The sequence below is a fragment of the Zoogloea dura genome (assembly GCF_012927165.1).
Classification (GTDB): domain Bacteria; phylum Pseudomonadota; class Gammaproteobacteria; order Burkholderiales; family Rhodocyclaceae; genus Zoogloea; species Zoogloea dura.
In genome coordinates this window covers 1-16,778 of record NZ_JABBGA010000009.1, presented here as the reverse complement: position 1 = coordinate 16,778, position 16,778 = coordinate 1, and the positions used below count along the sequence as shown (strand labels likewise).

Annotated in this window: 12 protein-coding genes; 6 read left to right on the top strand and 6 right to left on the bottom strand. The window is 65.1% G+C overall.

Going from position 1 to position 16,778, the window contains the following annotated elements; genetic code table 11:
• The 3 genes from rimM (at position 1) to rplS (ending at position 1,773) form a co-directional block, all read left to right on the top strand.
• Positions 1 to 504: a ribosome maturation factor RimM gene (gene rimM, locus HHL15_RS12610; protein WP_169146275.1), complete on the top strand. Its 504-nt coding sequence runs from the start codon at positions 1 to 3 to the stop codon at positions 502 to 504.
• Positions 501 to 1,283, top strand: coding sequence for a tRNA (guanosine(37)-N1)-methyltransferase TrmD (gene trmD / locus HHL15_RS12605; protein WP_328825034.1), 783 nt, complete (start codon positions 501 to 503; stop codon positions 1,281 to 1,283). The genes rimM and trmD overlap by 4 nt, the downstream gene beginning before the upstream one ends.
• 85 nt (positions 1,284 to 1,368) lie before the next feature.
• A complete protein-coding gene (gene rplS, locus HHL15_RS12600) occupies positions 1,369 to 1,773 on the top strand; it encodes a 50S ribosomal protein L19 (RefSeq protein ID WP_169146131.1) in 405 nt (134 codons plus the stop codon).
• An 85-nt stretch (positions 1,774 to 1,858) separates the two neighbouring features.
• On the opposite strand, the gene folE2 is transcribed toward rplS, so the two are convergent.
• From folE2 to xseB, 4 genes are all read right to left on the bottom strand, one after another.
• A complete protein-coding gene (folE2, locus tag HHL15_RS12595) occupies positions 1,859 to 2,671 on the bottom strand; it encodes a GTP cyclohydrolase FolE2 (protein ID WP_169146130.1) in 813 nt (270 codons plus the stop codon).
• Positions 2,672 to 2,757: 86 nt separating this feature from the next.
• Complete coding sequence (gene dxs, locus HHL15_RS12590; protein WP_169146129.1) at positions 2,758 to 4,656, bottom strand: 1-deoxy-D-xylulose-5-phosphate synthase; 1,899 nt, start codon at positions 4,654 to 4,656, stop codon at positions 2,758 to 2,760.
• 46 nt (positions 4,657 to 4,702) lie between these two features.
• A complete protein-coding gene (locus HHL15_RS12585) occupies positions 4,703 to 5,614 on the bottom strand; it encodes a polyprenyl synthetase family protein (RefSeq protein ID WP_169146128.1) in 912 nt (303 codons plus the stop codon).
• Complete coding sequence (gene xseB / locus HHL15_RS12580) at positions 5,611 to 5,829, bottom strand: exodeoxyribonuclease VII small subunit (RefSeq protein WP_169146127.1); 219 nt, start codon at positions 5,827 to 5,829, stop codon at positions 5,611 to 5,613. The genes HHL15_RS12585 and xseB overlap by 4 nt, the downstream gene beginning before the upstream one ends.
• A 127-nt stretch (positions 5,830 to 5,956) precedes the next feature.
• On the opposite strand from xseB, the gene HHL15_RS12575 reads away from it, so the two are divergent.
• On the top strand, positions 5,957 to 7,063 hold the full coding sequence (locus HHL15_RS12575) for an aromatic ring-hydroxylating oxygenase subunit alpha (protein ID WP_169146126.1): 1,107 nt from the start codon (positions 5,957 to 5,959) through the stop codon (positions 7,061 to 7,063).
• Between the two features lie 97 nt (positions 7,064 to 7,160).
• Here the strand turns inward: HHL15_RS12575 and HHL15_RS12570 are convergent, their stop codons facing one another.
• Positions 7,161 to 8,975 (bottom strand): TolC family outer membrane protein, encoded by a 1,815-nt coding sequence (locus tag HHL15_RS12570; protein WP_169146125.1) that lies wholly within the window; start codon positions 8,973 to 8,975, stop codon positions 7,161 to 7,163.
• A 375-nt stretch (positions 8,976 to 9,350) separates the two neighbouring features.
• On the opposite strand from HHL15_RS12570, the gene HHL15_RS12565 reads away from it, so the two are divergent.
• Entirely contained in the window at positions 9,351 to 9,977 is a 627-nt protein-coding gene (locus HHL15_RS12565) for a transglutaminase-like cysteine peptidase (RefSeq protein ID WP_235943379.1), read from the top strand.
• Positions 9,978 to 9,987: 10 nt separating this feature from the next.
• Positions 9,988 to 11,913 carry a bifunctional diguanylate cyclase/phosphodiesterase gene (locus HHL15_RS12560; RefSeq protein ID WP_169146124.1) on the top strand — a complete coding sequence of 642 codons (1,926 nt, stop codon included), beginning with the start codon at positions 9,988 to 9,990 and terminating at the stop codon, positions 11,911 to 11,913.
• A 93-nt stretch (positions 11,914 to 12,006) separates the two neighbouring features.
• On the opposite strand, the gene HHL15_RS26800 is transcribed toward HHL15_RS12560, so the two are convergent.
• A partial coding sequence (locus HHL15_RS26800) for a beta strand repeat-containing protein (RefSeq protein WP_169146123.1) occupies positions 12,007 to 16,778 on the bottom strand: 4,772 nt, incomplete at its 5' end.

Below are 16,778 nucleotides of genomic sequence, written 5' to 3'. Positions count from 1 at the left end.
ATGATCGTGCTGGGGAGGATCGTTGCCCCGTTTGGCGTGAAGGGCTGGGTCCGCGTACATCCCTTCGGGGATGACCCCCTGTCGTGGGGAGGCATGTCCCGGTGGTGGCTCGGCACTGATCCTGATGGTTCGGAGTGGGTCGAGTACTCCCTGAAGGCCTGCCAGGAACACGGCAAGGGCGACCTGATCGCGTCTTTTGACGAAGTGCCCGACCGCAATGGCTCCGAAGCCCTTGCCGGGTATTACGTGGCGGCGCCGCGGGATGCGTTGCCCAAGCCGGCTGACGACGAGTACTACTGGGCCGATCTTGTCGGCCTTGAAGTGCGCAATGCTTCCGGTGTTCTGCTCGGTACGGTAAGCGGCCTGATGTCCACGGGGGCCCATGATGTGCTCCAGGTGCAGGATGGCGATGTCGAGCGTCTGATCCCCTTTGTGGCGAGTTACGTCACGACGGTGGATATGCCGTCGCGGATCATCCGGGTCGAGTGGGAAGCCGACTGGTGACGGTTGCGCCGGGGCGAAGAGCCTACGACGTCGTCACGCTGTTTCCGGAAATGTTCGATGCCCTCTCGGGTTTCGGGGTGACCGGAAGAGCGCAGGACCGGACTCTGTACGAACTTCACTGCTGGAATCCGCGGGACTTCACCGAGGATCGTCACCGCACCGTGGATGATCGCCCCTATGGGGGAGGGCCTGGCATGGTGATGTTGCCCGGGCCGCTGGAAAAGACCATCGGTGCAGCGAAGGCGCGGCAGCACGAGTCCGTTGGCTGTGCAGGCCGGGTGATCTATCTGTCTCCGCAGGGCAGGCCGCTGGATCATGCCCGCGTGCTTGAGCTGGTGGCTGAGCCGTCGCTGGTGCTGTTGTGCGGAAGGTACGAGGGGGTGGATCAGCGCCTCATCGAGCGTTGCGTGGATGAAGAGATTTCGCTGGGTGATTTCGTCCTTTCGGGGGGGGAGTTGCCGGCAATGGTATTGCTTGATGCGATGATCCGGCAGTTGCCGGGCGCGCTGAACGACGGGGATTCGGCAATCGAGGATTCCTTTGTCGATGGTTTGCTGGACTGCCCGCACTACACCCGTCCGGTCGAGTACGAGGGTTTGTCCGTGCCCGGGGTGTTGATGTCGGGCAATCACGCCGAGATCCGGCGCTGGCGTCTGCAGCAGTCGCTGGGGCGCACGGAGCAACGCAGGCCCGACCTGTTGTCCGGTCGGTCCTTGAGCAAGGAAGAGTTCCGCCTGTTGGAAGCATTCCGGCAGGCAAACAAGAAGGACGCAGAGTAAGGCGTCCTTCATAAAAAAGCCGTGCACCAGGTGGCGACCTGCTCTGCATGTAAGGCCAATGGCCCATATCTTTCAGGAGTTACGCATGAACCTCATTCAGCAGCTGGAACAGGAAGAAGTTGCCCGCCTGACCCAAGGCAAGACCATCCCCGAGTTCGCCCCCGGCGACACCGTGGTTGTTCAAGTCAAGGTTAAGGAAGGTAACCGCGAGCGTCTGCAGGCTTACGAAGGCGTTGTCATTGCCAAGCGTAACCGCGGCCTCAACTCCGCTTTCATCGTCCGCAAGATTTCCTCCGGTGAAGGCGTTGAGCGTACTTTCCAGACCTACTCCCCGCTGGTTGCCAGCATCGAAGTGAAGCGTCGTGGTGATGTGCGTCGTGCCAAGCTCTACTACCTGCGTAGCCGCTCCGGCAAGTCCGCCCGTATCAAGGAAAAGCTGGACTACAAGTCCTTCGCCGCCAAGGCTGCCGCTGCAGCTGCCAAGGCCTGAGTTTTTCCAGGACGAAAAAAACGGAACCTTCGGGTTCCGTTTTTTTTGCCTGTTTTGCCCGCCGTGCCTGCTGCGGGCGGGGCGCTCAGCGGAGGCGCTTGTCCTGTTCGATGAGGGCGTAGGCGGAGTGGTTGTGGATGGATTCGAAATTCTCGGACTCGACCACGTAGGCCACCACGCGGGGTTCATCGTTGAGGCTGCCGGCCACGTCACGGACCATGTCTTCGACAAACTTGGGGTTGTCGTAGGCGCGCTCGGTCACGAACTTCTCGTCCGGGCGCTTGAGCAGGCCGTACAGCTCGCAGGAGGCCTGGGCTTCGACCAGTTGCACAAGCTCCTCGATCCACAGCAGGTCGTTGGTGATGGTGGTCACCGTGACGTGGGAGCGCTGGTTGTGGGCGCCGTAGGCGGAGATCTTCTTCGAGCAGGGGCACAGGCTGGTGACAGGCACCACGACCTTCATGGTGAATTCGTAAGCGCCGCCCTCGCGGATCTCGCCGATGAAGGTGACCTCGTAGTCCATCAGGCTCTGCACGCCGGATACCGGTGCGGCCTTGTTGATGAAGTAGGGGAAGGTCATTTCCACGTGGCCGGTCTCGGCCTCGAGCTTCCTGACCATCTCCCGCAGCATGGGCTCGAAGGACTCAACGGAGATCTCGCGCTCGTGGCTGTTGAGGATCTCCACAAAGCGTGACATGTGGGTGCCCTTGAAGTTGTGGGGCAGGCCGACATACATGTTGAAGACGGCAATGGTGTGCTGCACCCCGCCGCCGCTCTTGTCCAGCACCTTGATCGGGTGCCGGATGGACTTGATGCCGACCTTGTTGATGGCCAGGTGGCGGGAATCCACGGAATTCTGTACGTCCGGGATGGGTGTGGGGGTGGCGCACGTAGTCATGGCTGTACTGTTCTCTAAGATCTCGTTGGGGAATGGGGGTCTGTCGCCCCCTGATCATTCGATCCTAACATTCCCGACAAAAGCGCTCAACTATTCGCCTTGCCGGCAGCTTCAATCCGCTGTGCCACGCTGGCGGCGTCAAGGCCGACCTCGGCCAGCAGCTGGGCCTGATCGCCATGGTCGATGAAGCGGTCGGGCAGGCCGAGCTGCAGCACGCGGGTGGTCTTGCCGGCTTCGTGGAGGACGCGTGCGACTTCGGTGCCGACGCCGCCGATCACCGAGTTTTCCTCAAGGGTGACCAGGAGTTCGTGCCGTCCGGCGAGATCGAGGATCAGGTCGCGGTCGATGGGCTTGGCGAAGCGCATGTTCGCCACCGTGGCGTCGATCTGCTCTCCGACCTGCAGCGCGGTGCCGAGCATGCTGCCGAAGGCGAGCAGGGCGGTCTTGCGGCCTTCGCGCCGGACCTCGCCCTTGCCGATGGGCAGCGCGGCCATGGCGGCCTGCGGTGTTACGCCCAGGCCGCTGCCGCGGGGGTAGCGTACGGCGGTGGGGCCGTTGTGCTGGTAGGCGGTGTAGAGCATCTGCCGGCACTCATTCTCGTCGGCGGGGCAGAAGATCGTGAGGTTGGGGACGCACAGCAGATAGGACAGGTCGAAGGCGCCGTGGTGGGTGGCGCCGTCTGCGCCAACCAGGCCGGCCCGGTCGATGGCCATCATGACCGGCAGGTTCTGCAGGGCGATGTCGTGGATGAGCTGGTCGTAGGCGCGCTGCAGGAAGGTGGAGTAGATCGCCACCACCGGCTTGAAGCCCTCGCAGGCCAGGCCGGCGCCGAAGGTCAGGGCGTGTTGCTCGGCGATCCCCACGTCGTAGTAGCGGTCCGGGTATTCATGGGCGAAGCGGACCATGCCGGAGCCTTCGCGCATGGCCGGTGTGATGGCGACCAGGTTCCGGTCGGACGCCGCCATGTCGCACAGCCAGTCACCGAAGACCTGGGTGTAGGTGAGCTTGCCGCCCCCCTTGCTGTCCTTGCCGGAGGGGATCCCCGCGAGGTGGTCAAAGCGCGAGACGCCGTGGTACAGGATGGGGTCAGCCTCGGCCAGCTTGTAGCCCTGGCCCTTGCGGGTGATCACGTGCAGGAACTGGGGGCCCTTGAGGGTGCGCAGGTTCTGCAGGGTGGGGAGCAGGGATTCGAGGTCGTGGCCGTCGATGGGGCCGATGTAGTTGAAGCCGAACTCCTCGAACATCGTGCCGGGCATGACCATGCCCTTGACGTGCTCCTCGGTGCGCTTGGCCAGTTCGAAGACCGGCGGGGGGAGGTTTTCCAGGAAGCGCTTGCCGATCTTGCGGGCGCCGTTGTAAATGCGCCCGGAGAGCAGCCGGGAGAGGTGCTTGTTGAGGGCTCCGACCGGCGGCGAGATGGACATCTCGTTGTCGTTGAGGATGACCAGCAGGTTGGTGTCGTGGATGTCGCCTGCGTTGTTGAGCGCCTCGAAGGCCATGCCGGCGGACATCGCGCCGTCGCCGATCACTGCGATGGCGCGCCTGTCCTCGCCGCGCAGGCGGGCCGCCTCGGCCATACCCAGGGCGGCGGAGATCGAGGTGGAGGAGTGGGCTGTGCCGAAGGTGTCGTAGCCGCTCTCGGAGCGGCGCGGGAAGCCCGAGATGCCGTGGTACTGGCGCAGGCTGGCCATGCCTTCGCGGCGGCCGGTGAGGATCTTGTGGGCGTAGGTCTGGTGGCCTACGTCCCAGACGATGCGGTCGTCGGGGGTGTGGAAAACGTAGTGCAGGGCGACGGTCAGTTCGACGGTGCCGAGGTTGGACGACAGGTGGCCGCCGGTGCGGGAGACCGAGTCGATCAGGAAGCTGCGCAGTTCGTCGGCCAGCTGGGGGAGCTGGTCCGGGTCGAGCTTGCGCAGGTCCGCGGGCGACGCGATGCGGTCGAGCAGGCTGGCGCGGGGTGAAGCGGGCTGCGTTCCGAGGGGCATTCCGGGTTACCGGGTCGTTAATGGGTGTTCGTTGGGGGCGGCTCGATCAGAACTGACGGCGGATGATGAAGCGCGTGAGTTCGGAGAGGCGCTGGCCGGCGTCGCCAAACGGGGCGAGGCGGGCGATGGCATCCTGGTACATCTCCTCGGCAAGCTCCCGGGCGCGGCTGACGCCGAGGAGGCTGACGTAGGTGGGCTTGTCGTTGGCTGCGTCCTTGCCGGCAGTCTTGCCGAGGGTGGCGGTATCGGCCTCGGTGTCGAGGATGTCGTCCACCACCTGGAAGAGCAGGCCGATGACCTTGCCGACATGGTCCAGCGTCTCCATTTCGGCGTCGCCCAGGGGCTGTCCGCATTGGGCGCCGAGTGTCACCGAGGCCCGGATCAGGGCACCCGTCTTGTGGATGTGCATGAACTCGAGCTCGGCCAGGCTCAGCTGCAACCCGACCGAGGCGAGGTCGATGGCCTGGCCGCCGGCCATGCCTCGGGAGCCGGTGGCGATCGCCAGCTGGCGGATCATGCCGAGCTGGCGTGCCGGGGCGTCGCACACAGGGGCGTCGGTCACGTGCTGGAAGGCCAGGGTCTGCAGGGCATCGCCCACCAGCAGGGCGGTGGCTTCATCGAACTGGACATGGACGGTGGGCTTGCCGCGACGCAGCACATCGTCGTCCATGCACGGCATGTCGTCGTGGACCAGCGAATAGGCGTGGATCATCTCGAGGGCGCAGGCAACCCTGTCGAGGCGTTCGGGCGCCGCGCCCGTGAGCTGGCCTGCGGCATGCACGAGCAGCGGACGCACGCGTTTGCCGCCGCCGAGTACGGCATAGCGCATGGCCTCGTGCAGGCGTGCCGGCGCGATCGCGGCCGACGGCAGTGCGCGGTCGAGGGCGTCTTCGGTGCGGGCCTGGATGTCGGCCATCCACTGCCCAAAGTTCATCTGGCCGGAGTTGCTGTTGTTCATGGTTGCGGGGCCTCCGGGGTTGCGGCTTCGATCACGCGGATGCTCTGCTCCGCGTTTGACAGGAGGTCCTGGCATTGCCTCAGCAACTGGGTGCCGCGCTGATAGGAGGCGAGTGCCTGGTCGAGGGGAAGCTGGCCGTTTTCCATTTCCTGAACGATGGATTCCAGTTCAGAAACAGCTGTTTCGAAACTCGGTGACTTGGAGTTCTTGACCATGCGTGGCCGGATTTTACGTGGGGAAACCGTAAAAATAGCCTATGGCCGGGCTTCAGGTCAAACGCGTAATACTATAGAATCCCGTGTTTAACGTTTCGGGCTTTCGCTTTGAATCAGGGGGTTCGGGATGTCTGACATCGCTTCTCAGGCACTTCTCTCGCCGGCTGCTTGCCAGCTGCCGGTATCGTGGTATTTCGACGAAAAGATCTTCGAATTGGAGAAGCGACTCCTCTTCGATGCCGGTCCCGGCTACGTCGGCCACGAGCTGATGGTGCCGGAAGTCAATCAGTACCGCTCCCTGGAGTGGGCAGACCACGCGCGGCTGTTGATCAACCGCGAGGACGGTTTTTACCAGATGTCCAACATCTGCCGTCATCGCCAGGCGATCATGCTCGAGGGGTCCGGCACGGCCGACCGCAACATCGTCTGCCCGATCCACCGCTGGACTTACAACCCCGACGGTCTGCTGATCGGCGCTCCGCATTTTGCCGACAAGCCCTGCCTCAATCTCAAGCGTGACAAGCTTGAGAACTGGCATGGCCTGCTCTTCAACGGGCCGCGCTCGGCCAACGCCGATCTGGCGGGGATGCAGGTTGCCAGGGAACTCGATTTCGCGGGCTACAAGCTCGACAAGGTCGAGATCCACGAGTGCAACTACAACTGGAAGACCTTCATCGAGGTGTATCTCGAGGACTACCACGTCGTGCCGTTCCACCCGGGGCTTGGTCAGTTCGTCACCTGCGATGACCTGACCTGGCAGTTCGGCGAATGGTATTCGGTGCAGCGCGTCGGCATCACCTCGCTGCAAAAGCCCGGGTCACCCACCTACAAGCGCTGGCATGAGTCCGTGCTGGCCTATCACGGTGGTGAGATGCCGAAGCACGGCGCCATCTGGCTGACCTACTTCCCGAACATCATGGTGGAGTGGTACCCGCATGTGCTGGTGGTCAGCACGCTGATTCCGACCGATGTGAACAAGACCACCAATGTGGTCGAGTTCTACTATCCGGAAGAGATCCTCGAGTTCGAACGCGAGTTTGTCGAAGCCGAGCAGGCAGCCTACATGGAAACCGCCATCGAGGACGACGACATCGGCGAGCGGATGGACCGCGGTCGTCTGGCCCTGCTGCGCGAAGGCCGCAACGAGGTCGGGCCCTACCAGTCTCCCTACGAAGACGGGATGCAGCATTTCCACGAGTTCTACCGGCGGATCATGCAGTCGCATATCGGTTGAAACGCAGCAGCTTTGAGTAGAAAAATGGGAGCCCTCGGGCTCCCATTTTTGTTGGCGGCTCCGGGAGCCCCCCTGTTACGGGGGCCCGCGGCGCAGATCAGCGGTTGGATTCGCGGACGATCTTCCACTGACCGTTCTCGAGCTCGTAGTGCAAGGTCTTGGACATGCTGTCGGTGAAATCGGCGGAGCGGTAGTTCTGGGTGAAGCTGGCTTCGGACGCGGTGGCGGACAGGCGGCGCACCGTGATGCCCTCGACGCTCACGTTGATCTCGCCCGGTTTGGCGAGACGCTTCTCGCGCTGGCTCAGCCAGGCTTCGAGGCTGCCTTGCTCGGGCTTGAAGTTGCTCGAGTAGAAGGCCTTGTAGCTCTTGAAATCCTTGGCGGACCAGGCCGCGGCCCAGGATTTGACCTGCGCTTCGACGCCCGTGGCGGCGGCCGGGGCTGCCACCTGCGCCGCAGGCTGTGCCGGGACCGGCAGGGGCACGGCGACGGGTTGCGGACGTCCCTGGAGTGCGCCCGCGGTATCGAGCGGCGGCACCTCCGGCAGGTCGGTGCTGCACTGCACGGCCTCATCGGTGGCTTCGCCCTGGCTGGCGGCGGCTTCCTCGGGGGCGTTGCGGCTGACCGGGGTCAGTTGCACGCTCGGCAGGAGGGTGTGGGTCTGGGTGAGGACACGGAGTTCGGCCTGGACGAGGTCGTAGCGGGCCCGGGCGGTGGCGCGCTTGGCGTCGAACAGCTCGTTCTCGGTGTTGAGCACGTCGAGCAGGCTGCGCTGGCCGATGTCGAACTGCTGGCGGTAGGCATCGCGGGCTTTCTCGGTGGAGAGCTGGTGCTGTTCGAGATAGACCAGCTGTTCCTTCAGCTTCTTCACGTCGTTCCAGGCGATCGCGGTCTGCTGGCGGACGTCGCGGCAGGCCTTGTCGCGCAGGTCGGTGGCGTTGTAAAGCTGCTCGTGGGACTGGCGGATGCGCGCTTCGTCGGAGCCGCCCTTGTAGAGGTTCCAGTTGAGCAGAACCTGCAAGGCGGTGCTGGTGGTCTCGCCGGTCACGCCCAGCAGGTTGCGGTCCATGCCGGTGCTGGCGCGCAGCTCGACGGTGGGCAGGTTGTTGGCGCGCTGCACGTCGATGTTGGCGCGGGAGGCGCGGATGTTGGACACCGCCGCGCGGAAGGACGGGTTTTCGACCACGGCCTGGCGCAGCACATCCTTTTCGGCCGGCAGCTTGGTGGCGAAGGAGGGCACGCTCTCCAGCTTGTCGGCGGGGGCTTCGCCGACGACGCGCTGATAGCGCTGGCTGACGTCGTGCAGGTTGGAGCTCTCGGTGAGCCAGTTGGACTGGGCCAGGGCGAGGCGGCCGAAGGCTTGTTCGAGGTCAACCCGGCGGCCGACGCCGGCTTTCACGCGGCGCTCGATCTGGTCGACGGTTTCCTTGTGGATGGCCCAGTTCTCCTGGGCCAGCTTGGCCAGGTCACGGTAGCGCTGAACGTCGAGATAGGCACGTGCCGCTTCATAGGCCGTCTCGTCGGTGCTGCCGAGGAGTTCGTAGTAGCGGACCGCGCGGGCAAAGCCCAGGCGCTTGATGTCGTTGCTGGTGGCGAAGCCATCGAAGATCAGCTGGCGCAATTGCAACTGGTAGCCCGGGCGGTTGTAGCTGTCCGACGGTGCGGTGGGCGTGTCACGCCGTTCGCGGCCGGTGTAGCCCTGCAGGTCGATCCGCGGGAAGAGACCGCCACGGGCGATGTCCCGTTCAGCATCCGATGCCTGGTAGTTGTGCAGGCGCGCCAGGACTTCCGGGTTGCGGAGGACGGCCTTCTCGATCGCGTCGGGCAGCGTGCCCGGGGTGCCCGCGTGGGCTGCGGACAGGGTCAGGAAGGACAGCGCGAGGCTGGCGGAGAGCTTGGTCAACGTGGGCATGGTCATCTCGGTAAGGGGAGATTCGGGTAGCACTTCAAGGTGCGGCGATGAAGTTCGCGGAGAACATTCCGCAAGGCAGACGGATTCTATTCGGCGACTTTGGCATTTCCCGAGAATTATTTGGGTTTTTGGATGAGACAAGGCCCGGATCCTTCTTCTCGAATTAATATTTCACAAATAACGACAGAGCGCGGTAGAACTCAATTTTTCCCGCGCGGAGCCGTTGATTCCGGCTGAGTTGCCGCCTTCCTCTCTGACCCCGCGACATTTCGCACAGACGCCGGTTCTCTGCTCCTGATGGCTCCAGCCGATTCCCTGCGTTCAATTTCACGCCAATTCCGGTCCGATTGCCGGATGGCCTGGTTCGGAATGCTGATGGGATTGTGGGCCGTGCTGGCTTTTGCCGGCTTCGACCTGGAGCGGATGGAGGCGGTCGCCCAGCAGCGTTTTGGCGCAGCGGCGGCCGAGGCCGTAGAGGCTTGGCGAAGCGCGCTGGCGGGCTGGCGCGACCAGGCCGAGCAGGAGCAGTTGCGAAGGGTCAACGAGTATTTCAATCGGCGCATCCGCTTTGCCGACGACTCGGTGGTGTGGTCCCAGACGGATTACTGGGCGACGCCCCTGGAGACCATCGGGCGGGGCGCGGGCGATTGCGAGGATTTCGTTTTTGCCAAGTACTTCAGTCTGAGGGAGCTGGGGGTTCCCGAGGCGCGCCTGCGCATGACCTATGTGCGCGCCCATATCGGCGGGCCGGCCAGCAGCGTGACCCAGGCCCACATGGTGCTGAGCTACTACCCGTCGCCGGAAGCGGTGCCGCTGGTGCTCGACAATCTCATCACGGACATTCGTCCGGCGACGGCGCGCCCGGACCTGGCGCCCGTGTTCAGTTTCAACATGCAGGGTGTTTTCGTGGGGGGCGCCGCCCAGGCGACGAGCCCGGTGGACCGGGTGTCCCGCTGGCGGGAACTGCTCCAGAGAATGCGTTCGGAAGGCTATACGCCATGAAGGAAAGATAATGTCATTGCTGAGAAGGTTGTGGGTCAGTGTGGTGGTGGCGATGGGGGTGGTGCTGGCCGGGTCCTTCGGAGTCAGCCTGCTTACTGCGCGAGGCTACTTCGAGCAGCAGCTGTCGGCCCAGGCGGGCGACGGTGCGGTGTCGCTGGCCCTGTCGATGTCCCAGCAGAGCAAGGACGTGGCGACTCTCGAGTTGCTGATTGCGGCCCTGTTCGATGGTGGCCATTTCCGCATGATCCGCTTTACCGATCCGGCCGGAAAAGTCCTTATCGAGCGTGTCCAGCCGGACGTCGCCGACGGCGTGCCGGATTGGCTTCCGGCGCTGCTGCCGCTCAATGCCCGGCCTGGCCAGGCGCTGGTGAGTGATGGCTGGCGGCAGGTCGGGCAGGTGACGGTGGAGGCGGCCCACGGCTATGCGCACCGCTCCCTGTGGCGGGGCTGTCTGCAACTGGGCAGCCTGATGCTGGCCATCGGATTGTTCTGGGCGGTGGCAGTGTCGATGCTGATGGGCTGGGTGCGGCGGCCTCTCGACGAGATGGCGGAGCAGGCCGAGGCGATTGGTGGCGGGCAGTTCCGGGTGCTGGAGGAGCCCCGCGTGCTTGAGTTGCGGAGCATGGCGCGTGCGCTGAACCGGATGTCCGAGCGCGTCAGGACCTTGTTTGCAGAGCAGGCCGGGCGCATCGAGAGCCTGCGGGATGAAGGCAGCCATGATGCCGGAACCGGCCTGTTGAATCGGGCTGCCTTCAATGGCGAGCTGCGCCGGGTCTTGTCCGACCCGGATGTGCCGCCGGGCGGTTGCATTGCAGTGTTGCGGATTGCCGATCTGGCCGGGTTGAACCAGAAGCTCGGCCGGGTCCGTACGGACGAGTGGCTGGCCAGTGTGGCAAGTACGTTGCAGCGCAGCCTGGAGGCTGGCGATGACATGGCGCTGGGGCGCCTCGGTGGTGCGGAGTTCGGTGTTCTGGTCCCCGGCCTGGGCCTGGGTGAGGGACGTGCCCTGCTGGAGCGGGCTTGCGGTGCGGTGGCGGCGCTGGATCTGAAGATCGACGACACGCTGCGCCTGAAGCTGGACGCGGCGGCGGTGGCCTATCGGCGTGACGATACGCCCGGCGACGTGTTGGCGCGGGTCGATTCGGCCCTGATGCGGGCCGAGGTGGAGGGCGGCATTGTGGCCGAGCCCGGTGGCTCGCCCCTGCCCATCCCCGCGCCGGGCGAGGGGGGCTGGCGGGAGATGCTCGAGGGTGCCTTGGCGCGCCATGACTTCGCCCTGGCGGGCTACCCGGTGCTGGATCGGGAGGGGCGCCTGGTGCACCGGGAGTACATGCTCCGTCTGCCGGTGGAAGGCGCGGTGCTGACCGCCGGGCAGTTCATGCCGGCAGCAGTGCGGGTGGGGCTGGCCGCTGCCTGCGACCTGGAGGCAATCCGCCTGGGGGTCGATCTGCTGGCTGCTTCAGCGGAACCCGTGGCGATCAACGTGGCACCGCGCTCCCTGACCGAGGCGGGTTTTCTCGACAAGCTGGACATGCTGCTCGCCATTGCCGGGCCGAATGCCGCACGCCTTTCGATCGAGGTCAGCGAGCGTGGGCTGGATGCCAGCCTGGCGGGGCTGGAGTCGTTGGTGGAGGTCCTGTCACGCCACGGTGCGCATCTGGGGATCGAGCATTTCGGGCGCCAACTCGCGGCCTTGCCCCGCCTGTATGCGCTGCGTCTGGCCTACCTGAAGCTCGACGGCAGCTTCGTGGTGGCGTTGCACGAGAACGAGGGGCATCGGCGGCTCGTGAAGGCGATCGTGGATGTGGCGCGTGGCCTGGAGGTGGTGGTGTACGCAGAGCAGGTGCACTGCGCCGAGGAGTGGGCTGCTGCCAGTCTGCTGGGCGTGGGCGGGATGACGGGCCCCGAGGCGTCGCGACGGCAGCTTGCCGGCTGAAGCGATCAAGGCTTGTCTTTGCAAGGAAAAAAGGGGGCGCCTCGCGGCGCCCCCTTTTTGTACTGCGCCTGCCCTTGCGTGCAGGCCGGATGCCTAGTCGGCGCTGAGCTTACCCTTGGTCAGCAGATCCTGGATGATCTGGCTGTCATTGCTCAGGGCGCCGCTGTTGGTCAGATCCACGCCTTGCAGCACAATCTTCTGGTCGGTGGCGCCGGCATTGAAAGTGCCGCCCGTGTAGCCACCGGACGAGCTGATGTGTACCACCGTGTCGGTGCCCGCGCGTTCGAAGTGCAGGTAGCTGTCCAGGTTGCCGACCGCCGTGCCGGTATGGCTCTCGCCCTGCAGCAACTCGCGCAGGTCGAGCACGTCACCGCCGTCGAGAGGCGCGGCCTTGTTGAAGTCGGTGATGGCATCGATGGCTGGCTGGCTGGTGGTGCCGGCATCGCCCAGAGACCACTTGAACACATCGGAGCCGAGGCCACCGGTCAGGGTGTCGTTGCCGGCGCCGCCGGAAATGGTGTTCTCGTTGGCGCCGCCAATGATCACGTCGTTGCCGAGGCCACCGTTGATGATGTCCTGGCCCGTACTGCCGGTGATGTGATCGTTGGCGTCGGTGCCGTCGGTCTGTGCGCCGGTCTGGACCAGCCAGCTGCCGTTCTGGGTTGAGCTCTCGATGATGTCCTGGGTCTCGCTCAGAGTCGGGGCGCTGGTGGGGGTGAACAAGGCAAAGTCGTCGGTGCCCAGGGTCTTGTAGGCGGTGTCGGCTTCACTGTGGAGTTTGACCTCGATGCGCAGGCGCGCATTGCCGCCCTGTTCCCAGTAGAGGATCTCGATGGGGTGCAGGCCGCTTTCCATGCCTACGTTCTGGAACACCCGGGTGGTGGGCGACTGGATGTTGTCGAACATGGCCACGGTCTGGCCATCGACGTTGATCCGGAAGCCGTCGTCAGCGGTGATGCGGATGTCGTAGTTGCCGCCAGCCACGTTCATCAGGCCGACAAAGCGCAGGCCGGAGTCGGTGGTGTAGCCCAGACCCGTGGTGGTGGTCAGGGTGCCGGCATCGGAGCCCGCCGTGCCACCGCGCAGGAAGTTGTACAGCGCACCGGAATTGACCGCCAGGTCAGCGCCCACGGTGGGGTTGTTGCCCAGGTTGCCATCGACTGCACCCACCGTGGTGGTGGTGCCGCTGGTGGTGGTGGAGTAGCCGAAGCCGTAATCGATCTTGTCGGCACTGAAGGTGGCGTCCGCACCCGAGGCCGGTGCGGCGTCGTAGGTGCCCACCACCGTGGTGCCGCTGCGCCCGTCGACGATGGTGGTCATGTCTGACACGTGATCGAGATTGCCGAGGGTCCGGTCGTCCGTATGGGTACGGGTGATGCTCGCACTGGTCGAGTCGTTGTAGCCGTAGTACTCCCCGGTCAGGCCCAGGCTGGTGGGGCTGATGGCCGTTGTCGTGCTGGTGAGGGCGATGGTGTTCTCGGCGGTGCGGCTGACGTTGAAGGTGACCTCCGCGCCGGCGTGGTCGCCGTCCTTGTCCACCAGCACGAAGCTGAAGCCGTCGACGATGGGGGTGGTGACGGTGGCCTTGGGCGTGTAGGAGTAGCTGCCGGTACTCAGATTCACCAGCAGGGTGCCGCCGTCGGCGGTCTTGATGGTGAATTCGTGGCTTGCCGCATCATAGGTGCCGGTTCCGGTGCCACTGCTGGGGGTCACGCTGCCGGCACCGTCGGCTGCTGTCGGATCGTAGGTGTAGGTGACTCCGTCCACCGTGATCGACTCGATGTGACCACCATCGGCACCGAAGCCGGACGTGCCACCCAGCAGGCCGCCGGAGAGGATGTCACCACTGGCCGACTGGCCGACGGTGCCTTGGAGGGTGCCGGAGAGTTGGTCGTAGCTGGTGATCAACTGCCCGTTCATGTCTGTGTTGGTCAGGCCATTGAAGGCGACAGGGTCCAGATTGACTTGGTTGGCACTGCCCAAGCCCAGGGCGAAACTGGTGATGTTGTTGGCGGACAGAAAGTTCTGCCAGTTGGTGATGTCGGCACCAGAAATCTCGGTGCCACCGTTGGGTGCGCCGTCGGTCAGGAAGTAAGAGACGTTCTGCCCGGAGGCAAGCTTGCCCGTCGAACCGAAGGCAGCTTGGCCAGCTGCGATGGCCGCATCATAGTTGGTGGTGCCGGCCGTGCTTACGCCGTCCAGCAGGGTCTTCGCTGCGCTTGCTGTGGTCCAGAAGCTCCCAGTTCCGTTCGGGTTCGAGGTGCTGTTGAAGGTCACGATGCGGACGCGCACTTCGCCCAGATTGTCATAGCTGTCGATCAACTGCTGCAGCGAGGCAACGGCTGACTGCAGGCGCGAGGTTCCATTGACTCCGTCCAGGGTGTTCATGCTCGCGGAGTTGTCCAGGATGATCAGCAGGTTGGTGTCCTGCGGCGGTACCTCCACGCCCTGGGTGACCGAGGTAGCCGTGGGGGCGTCGTCTTCGATGACCACGGTCAGGGTGTTCAGCGTGCTGGTGATGCCGTCGCTCACCTTGATGCCGATGGGCAGGTTGAGGGTGTCTTCCTGGGTGGTGTCGGGGTGGTCGATGGGGCCGGCCAGGGTGACGCTGTACTGGCCGTTATCGGAGATGGTGGCGCGCACGATCTCCACGCCGTTGGCGCTGCCCACGAGGGTATGGCTGTCGTTGCCGGTCCAGGTGATGGCGACATTGTTGGAGGTGAAGCTGCCGGTGGGCGCCGTCAGGGTCAGGGTCAGGGCGTTGCCATCCACGTCGGACAGGGTGACGACGCCGCTGGCGGTCGTCTGGTTGGTGGTGTCGGTGGTGCCCAGCGAGTCGGCCTGGCCGCCGGGGAGGCCTTCTTCCGAGACGTGGACTGTCGCACCGCTGACCACCGGGGCGTCGTTGGTGCCATGTACGTCGATGACGATCTCGCGGACGGTGCCGTCGGCGCTCTGGACCTGGACGTGCTCCTGGACGAGCTGCCCCTCCTTGAGCGACTGCACGTTGGTGGAGGCGTTGTCCAGCGAATAGGTCCAGGTCCCGTTGGGTTGCAGGCTCAGGGTGCCATAGGTGCCGTGGGTGGTCTGAGCCACGAAGGACGATTGGCCTGCATCCGGGTCGGCGATGGTCAGGGTCCCGCTGGCGGTGAGCACGCCATCCTCGGTCACGCTGCCCGTGGCGACGCCACCGATGACGGGTGCGTCATTCTGGCCGGTGACATGAATGGTCAGGGTGGTCGTGGCGGTGCCGCCGTTGCCGTCGGAGACGGTGTAGGTGAATACGTCGTTGGCGGCCTGGCCGGCGGTCAGCGCCTTGGCCCCATCCCCCGGGGTGTAGGTGTAGGAGCCGTCGGCGTGGATCAGCAGGCTGCCAAGACTACCGCCTACCGTGGTGCCGGCGGGGCCGACTGCCAGGGTCGCGCCGCCGTCATGGGCAATGTGGGAGACAGTCAGGGTGCCACCGTCGATATCGCTGTCGTTGGTCAGCACGCCGGTGCCGGCGCTGTGGTCCACCGCCGTGTTCTGGTCGGTGCTCGCGTTGTCGGCGATGGCCACCGGAGGATCATTGACCGGATTGACGCCGATGCTGGCGGTGGCCTGGGAGGAGGTGGCGCCGTTGTTGTCGGTGGCGGAGTAATGGAACTCGGTGGAGCCGTTCCAGTTGGCGTCGGGCTTGAAGTAGAGGGTGACGCTGCCTGCGGTGGCGGCGAGTGCGGAGCCTGCGCTGACCGGCTGGGTCATGGCGGCGTCGAGGTAAAGGGTGCCGTGGGTGGGCAGGTCGGCCAGGGTGAGGCTGGTGACGGTGCCGTCCACATCGCTGCCGGTGAGGGTGACCGGGATGGGCAGGTCTTCGTTGCCGGAGGCGCTGACGTTGCTGACGGTGGGCGCTTCGTTGGTGCCGAGGACGGTGACGGTGACGGTCCTGGGGGTACCGTCGGCGGTGGTGACGGTGAAGGTTTCGGTACGGCTGTCGCCTTCCTTGAGGGCCTGGACGTTGGCCGCGTCATTGCTGAGGGTGTAGGTCCAGGTGCCGTTGGCGGCGATGGAGAAGCTGCCGTAGGCGCCGGGGGTGGTGGCGGCATTGAAGGTGGCCGGGCTGTCCACATCGGTGGCGGCCAGGGTGCCGGTGGAGATGAGCTGTCCGGCGGTGTCTTCCTTGACGCTTCCGGTGGCGGTGCCGGTGATGACGGCAGCGTCGTTGGCCCCGGTGACGGTGATGGAGAGCTGGGCGATGGCGGTGAGGCTGCCATCGGAGAGCTGGTAGGAGAAGACGTCCTGGACCGAGTCGCCGGTGTTGAGCGCCTGTGCGGCGGCCCCCGGGGTGTAGGTGTAGGAGCCGTCGGCGTGGATCAGCAGGGAGCCATAGGCACCGACGAGGGTGACGCCGGCCGTGCCCGGATCGGTGAAAGTGCCGGCGGTGCCGGTGCGCACACCGGAGACGACGAGGCTGGCGCTGTCGATGTCGGAATCGTTGGCGAGCACGCCGGTGAGGGCGTTGCGGCTGACCGGGGCGTCCTCGGTGGTGGTGGCGCTGTCATCCACGGCCACGGGGGCGTTATCGACCGGATTGACCGTGATGGTGGCGATGGCGGTGGAGGTGCCGCCCTTGCCGTCGGAGATGGTGTAGCTCACCTCGACCGGGCCATTGAAGTTGGGTGCCGGGTTGAAGGTGAGGGTGCCATCGGGATTGACGGTGACGCTGCCCTTGGCGGGATCGACGCTGGCGCCGGTGACGGTGAGGGTGTCGCCGTCCGGGTCGGTGTCGTTGCCGAGGACCGGGAAGGTGACGGGGGTGTCCTCGTCGGTGCTGGCGCTGTCCGGAACGGCGGTGGGGCCGTCGTTGGTGCCGATCACGGTGAGAG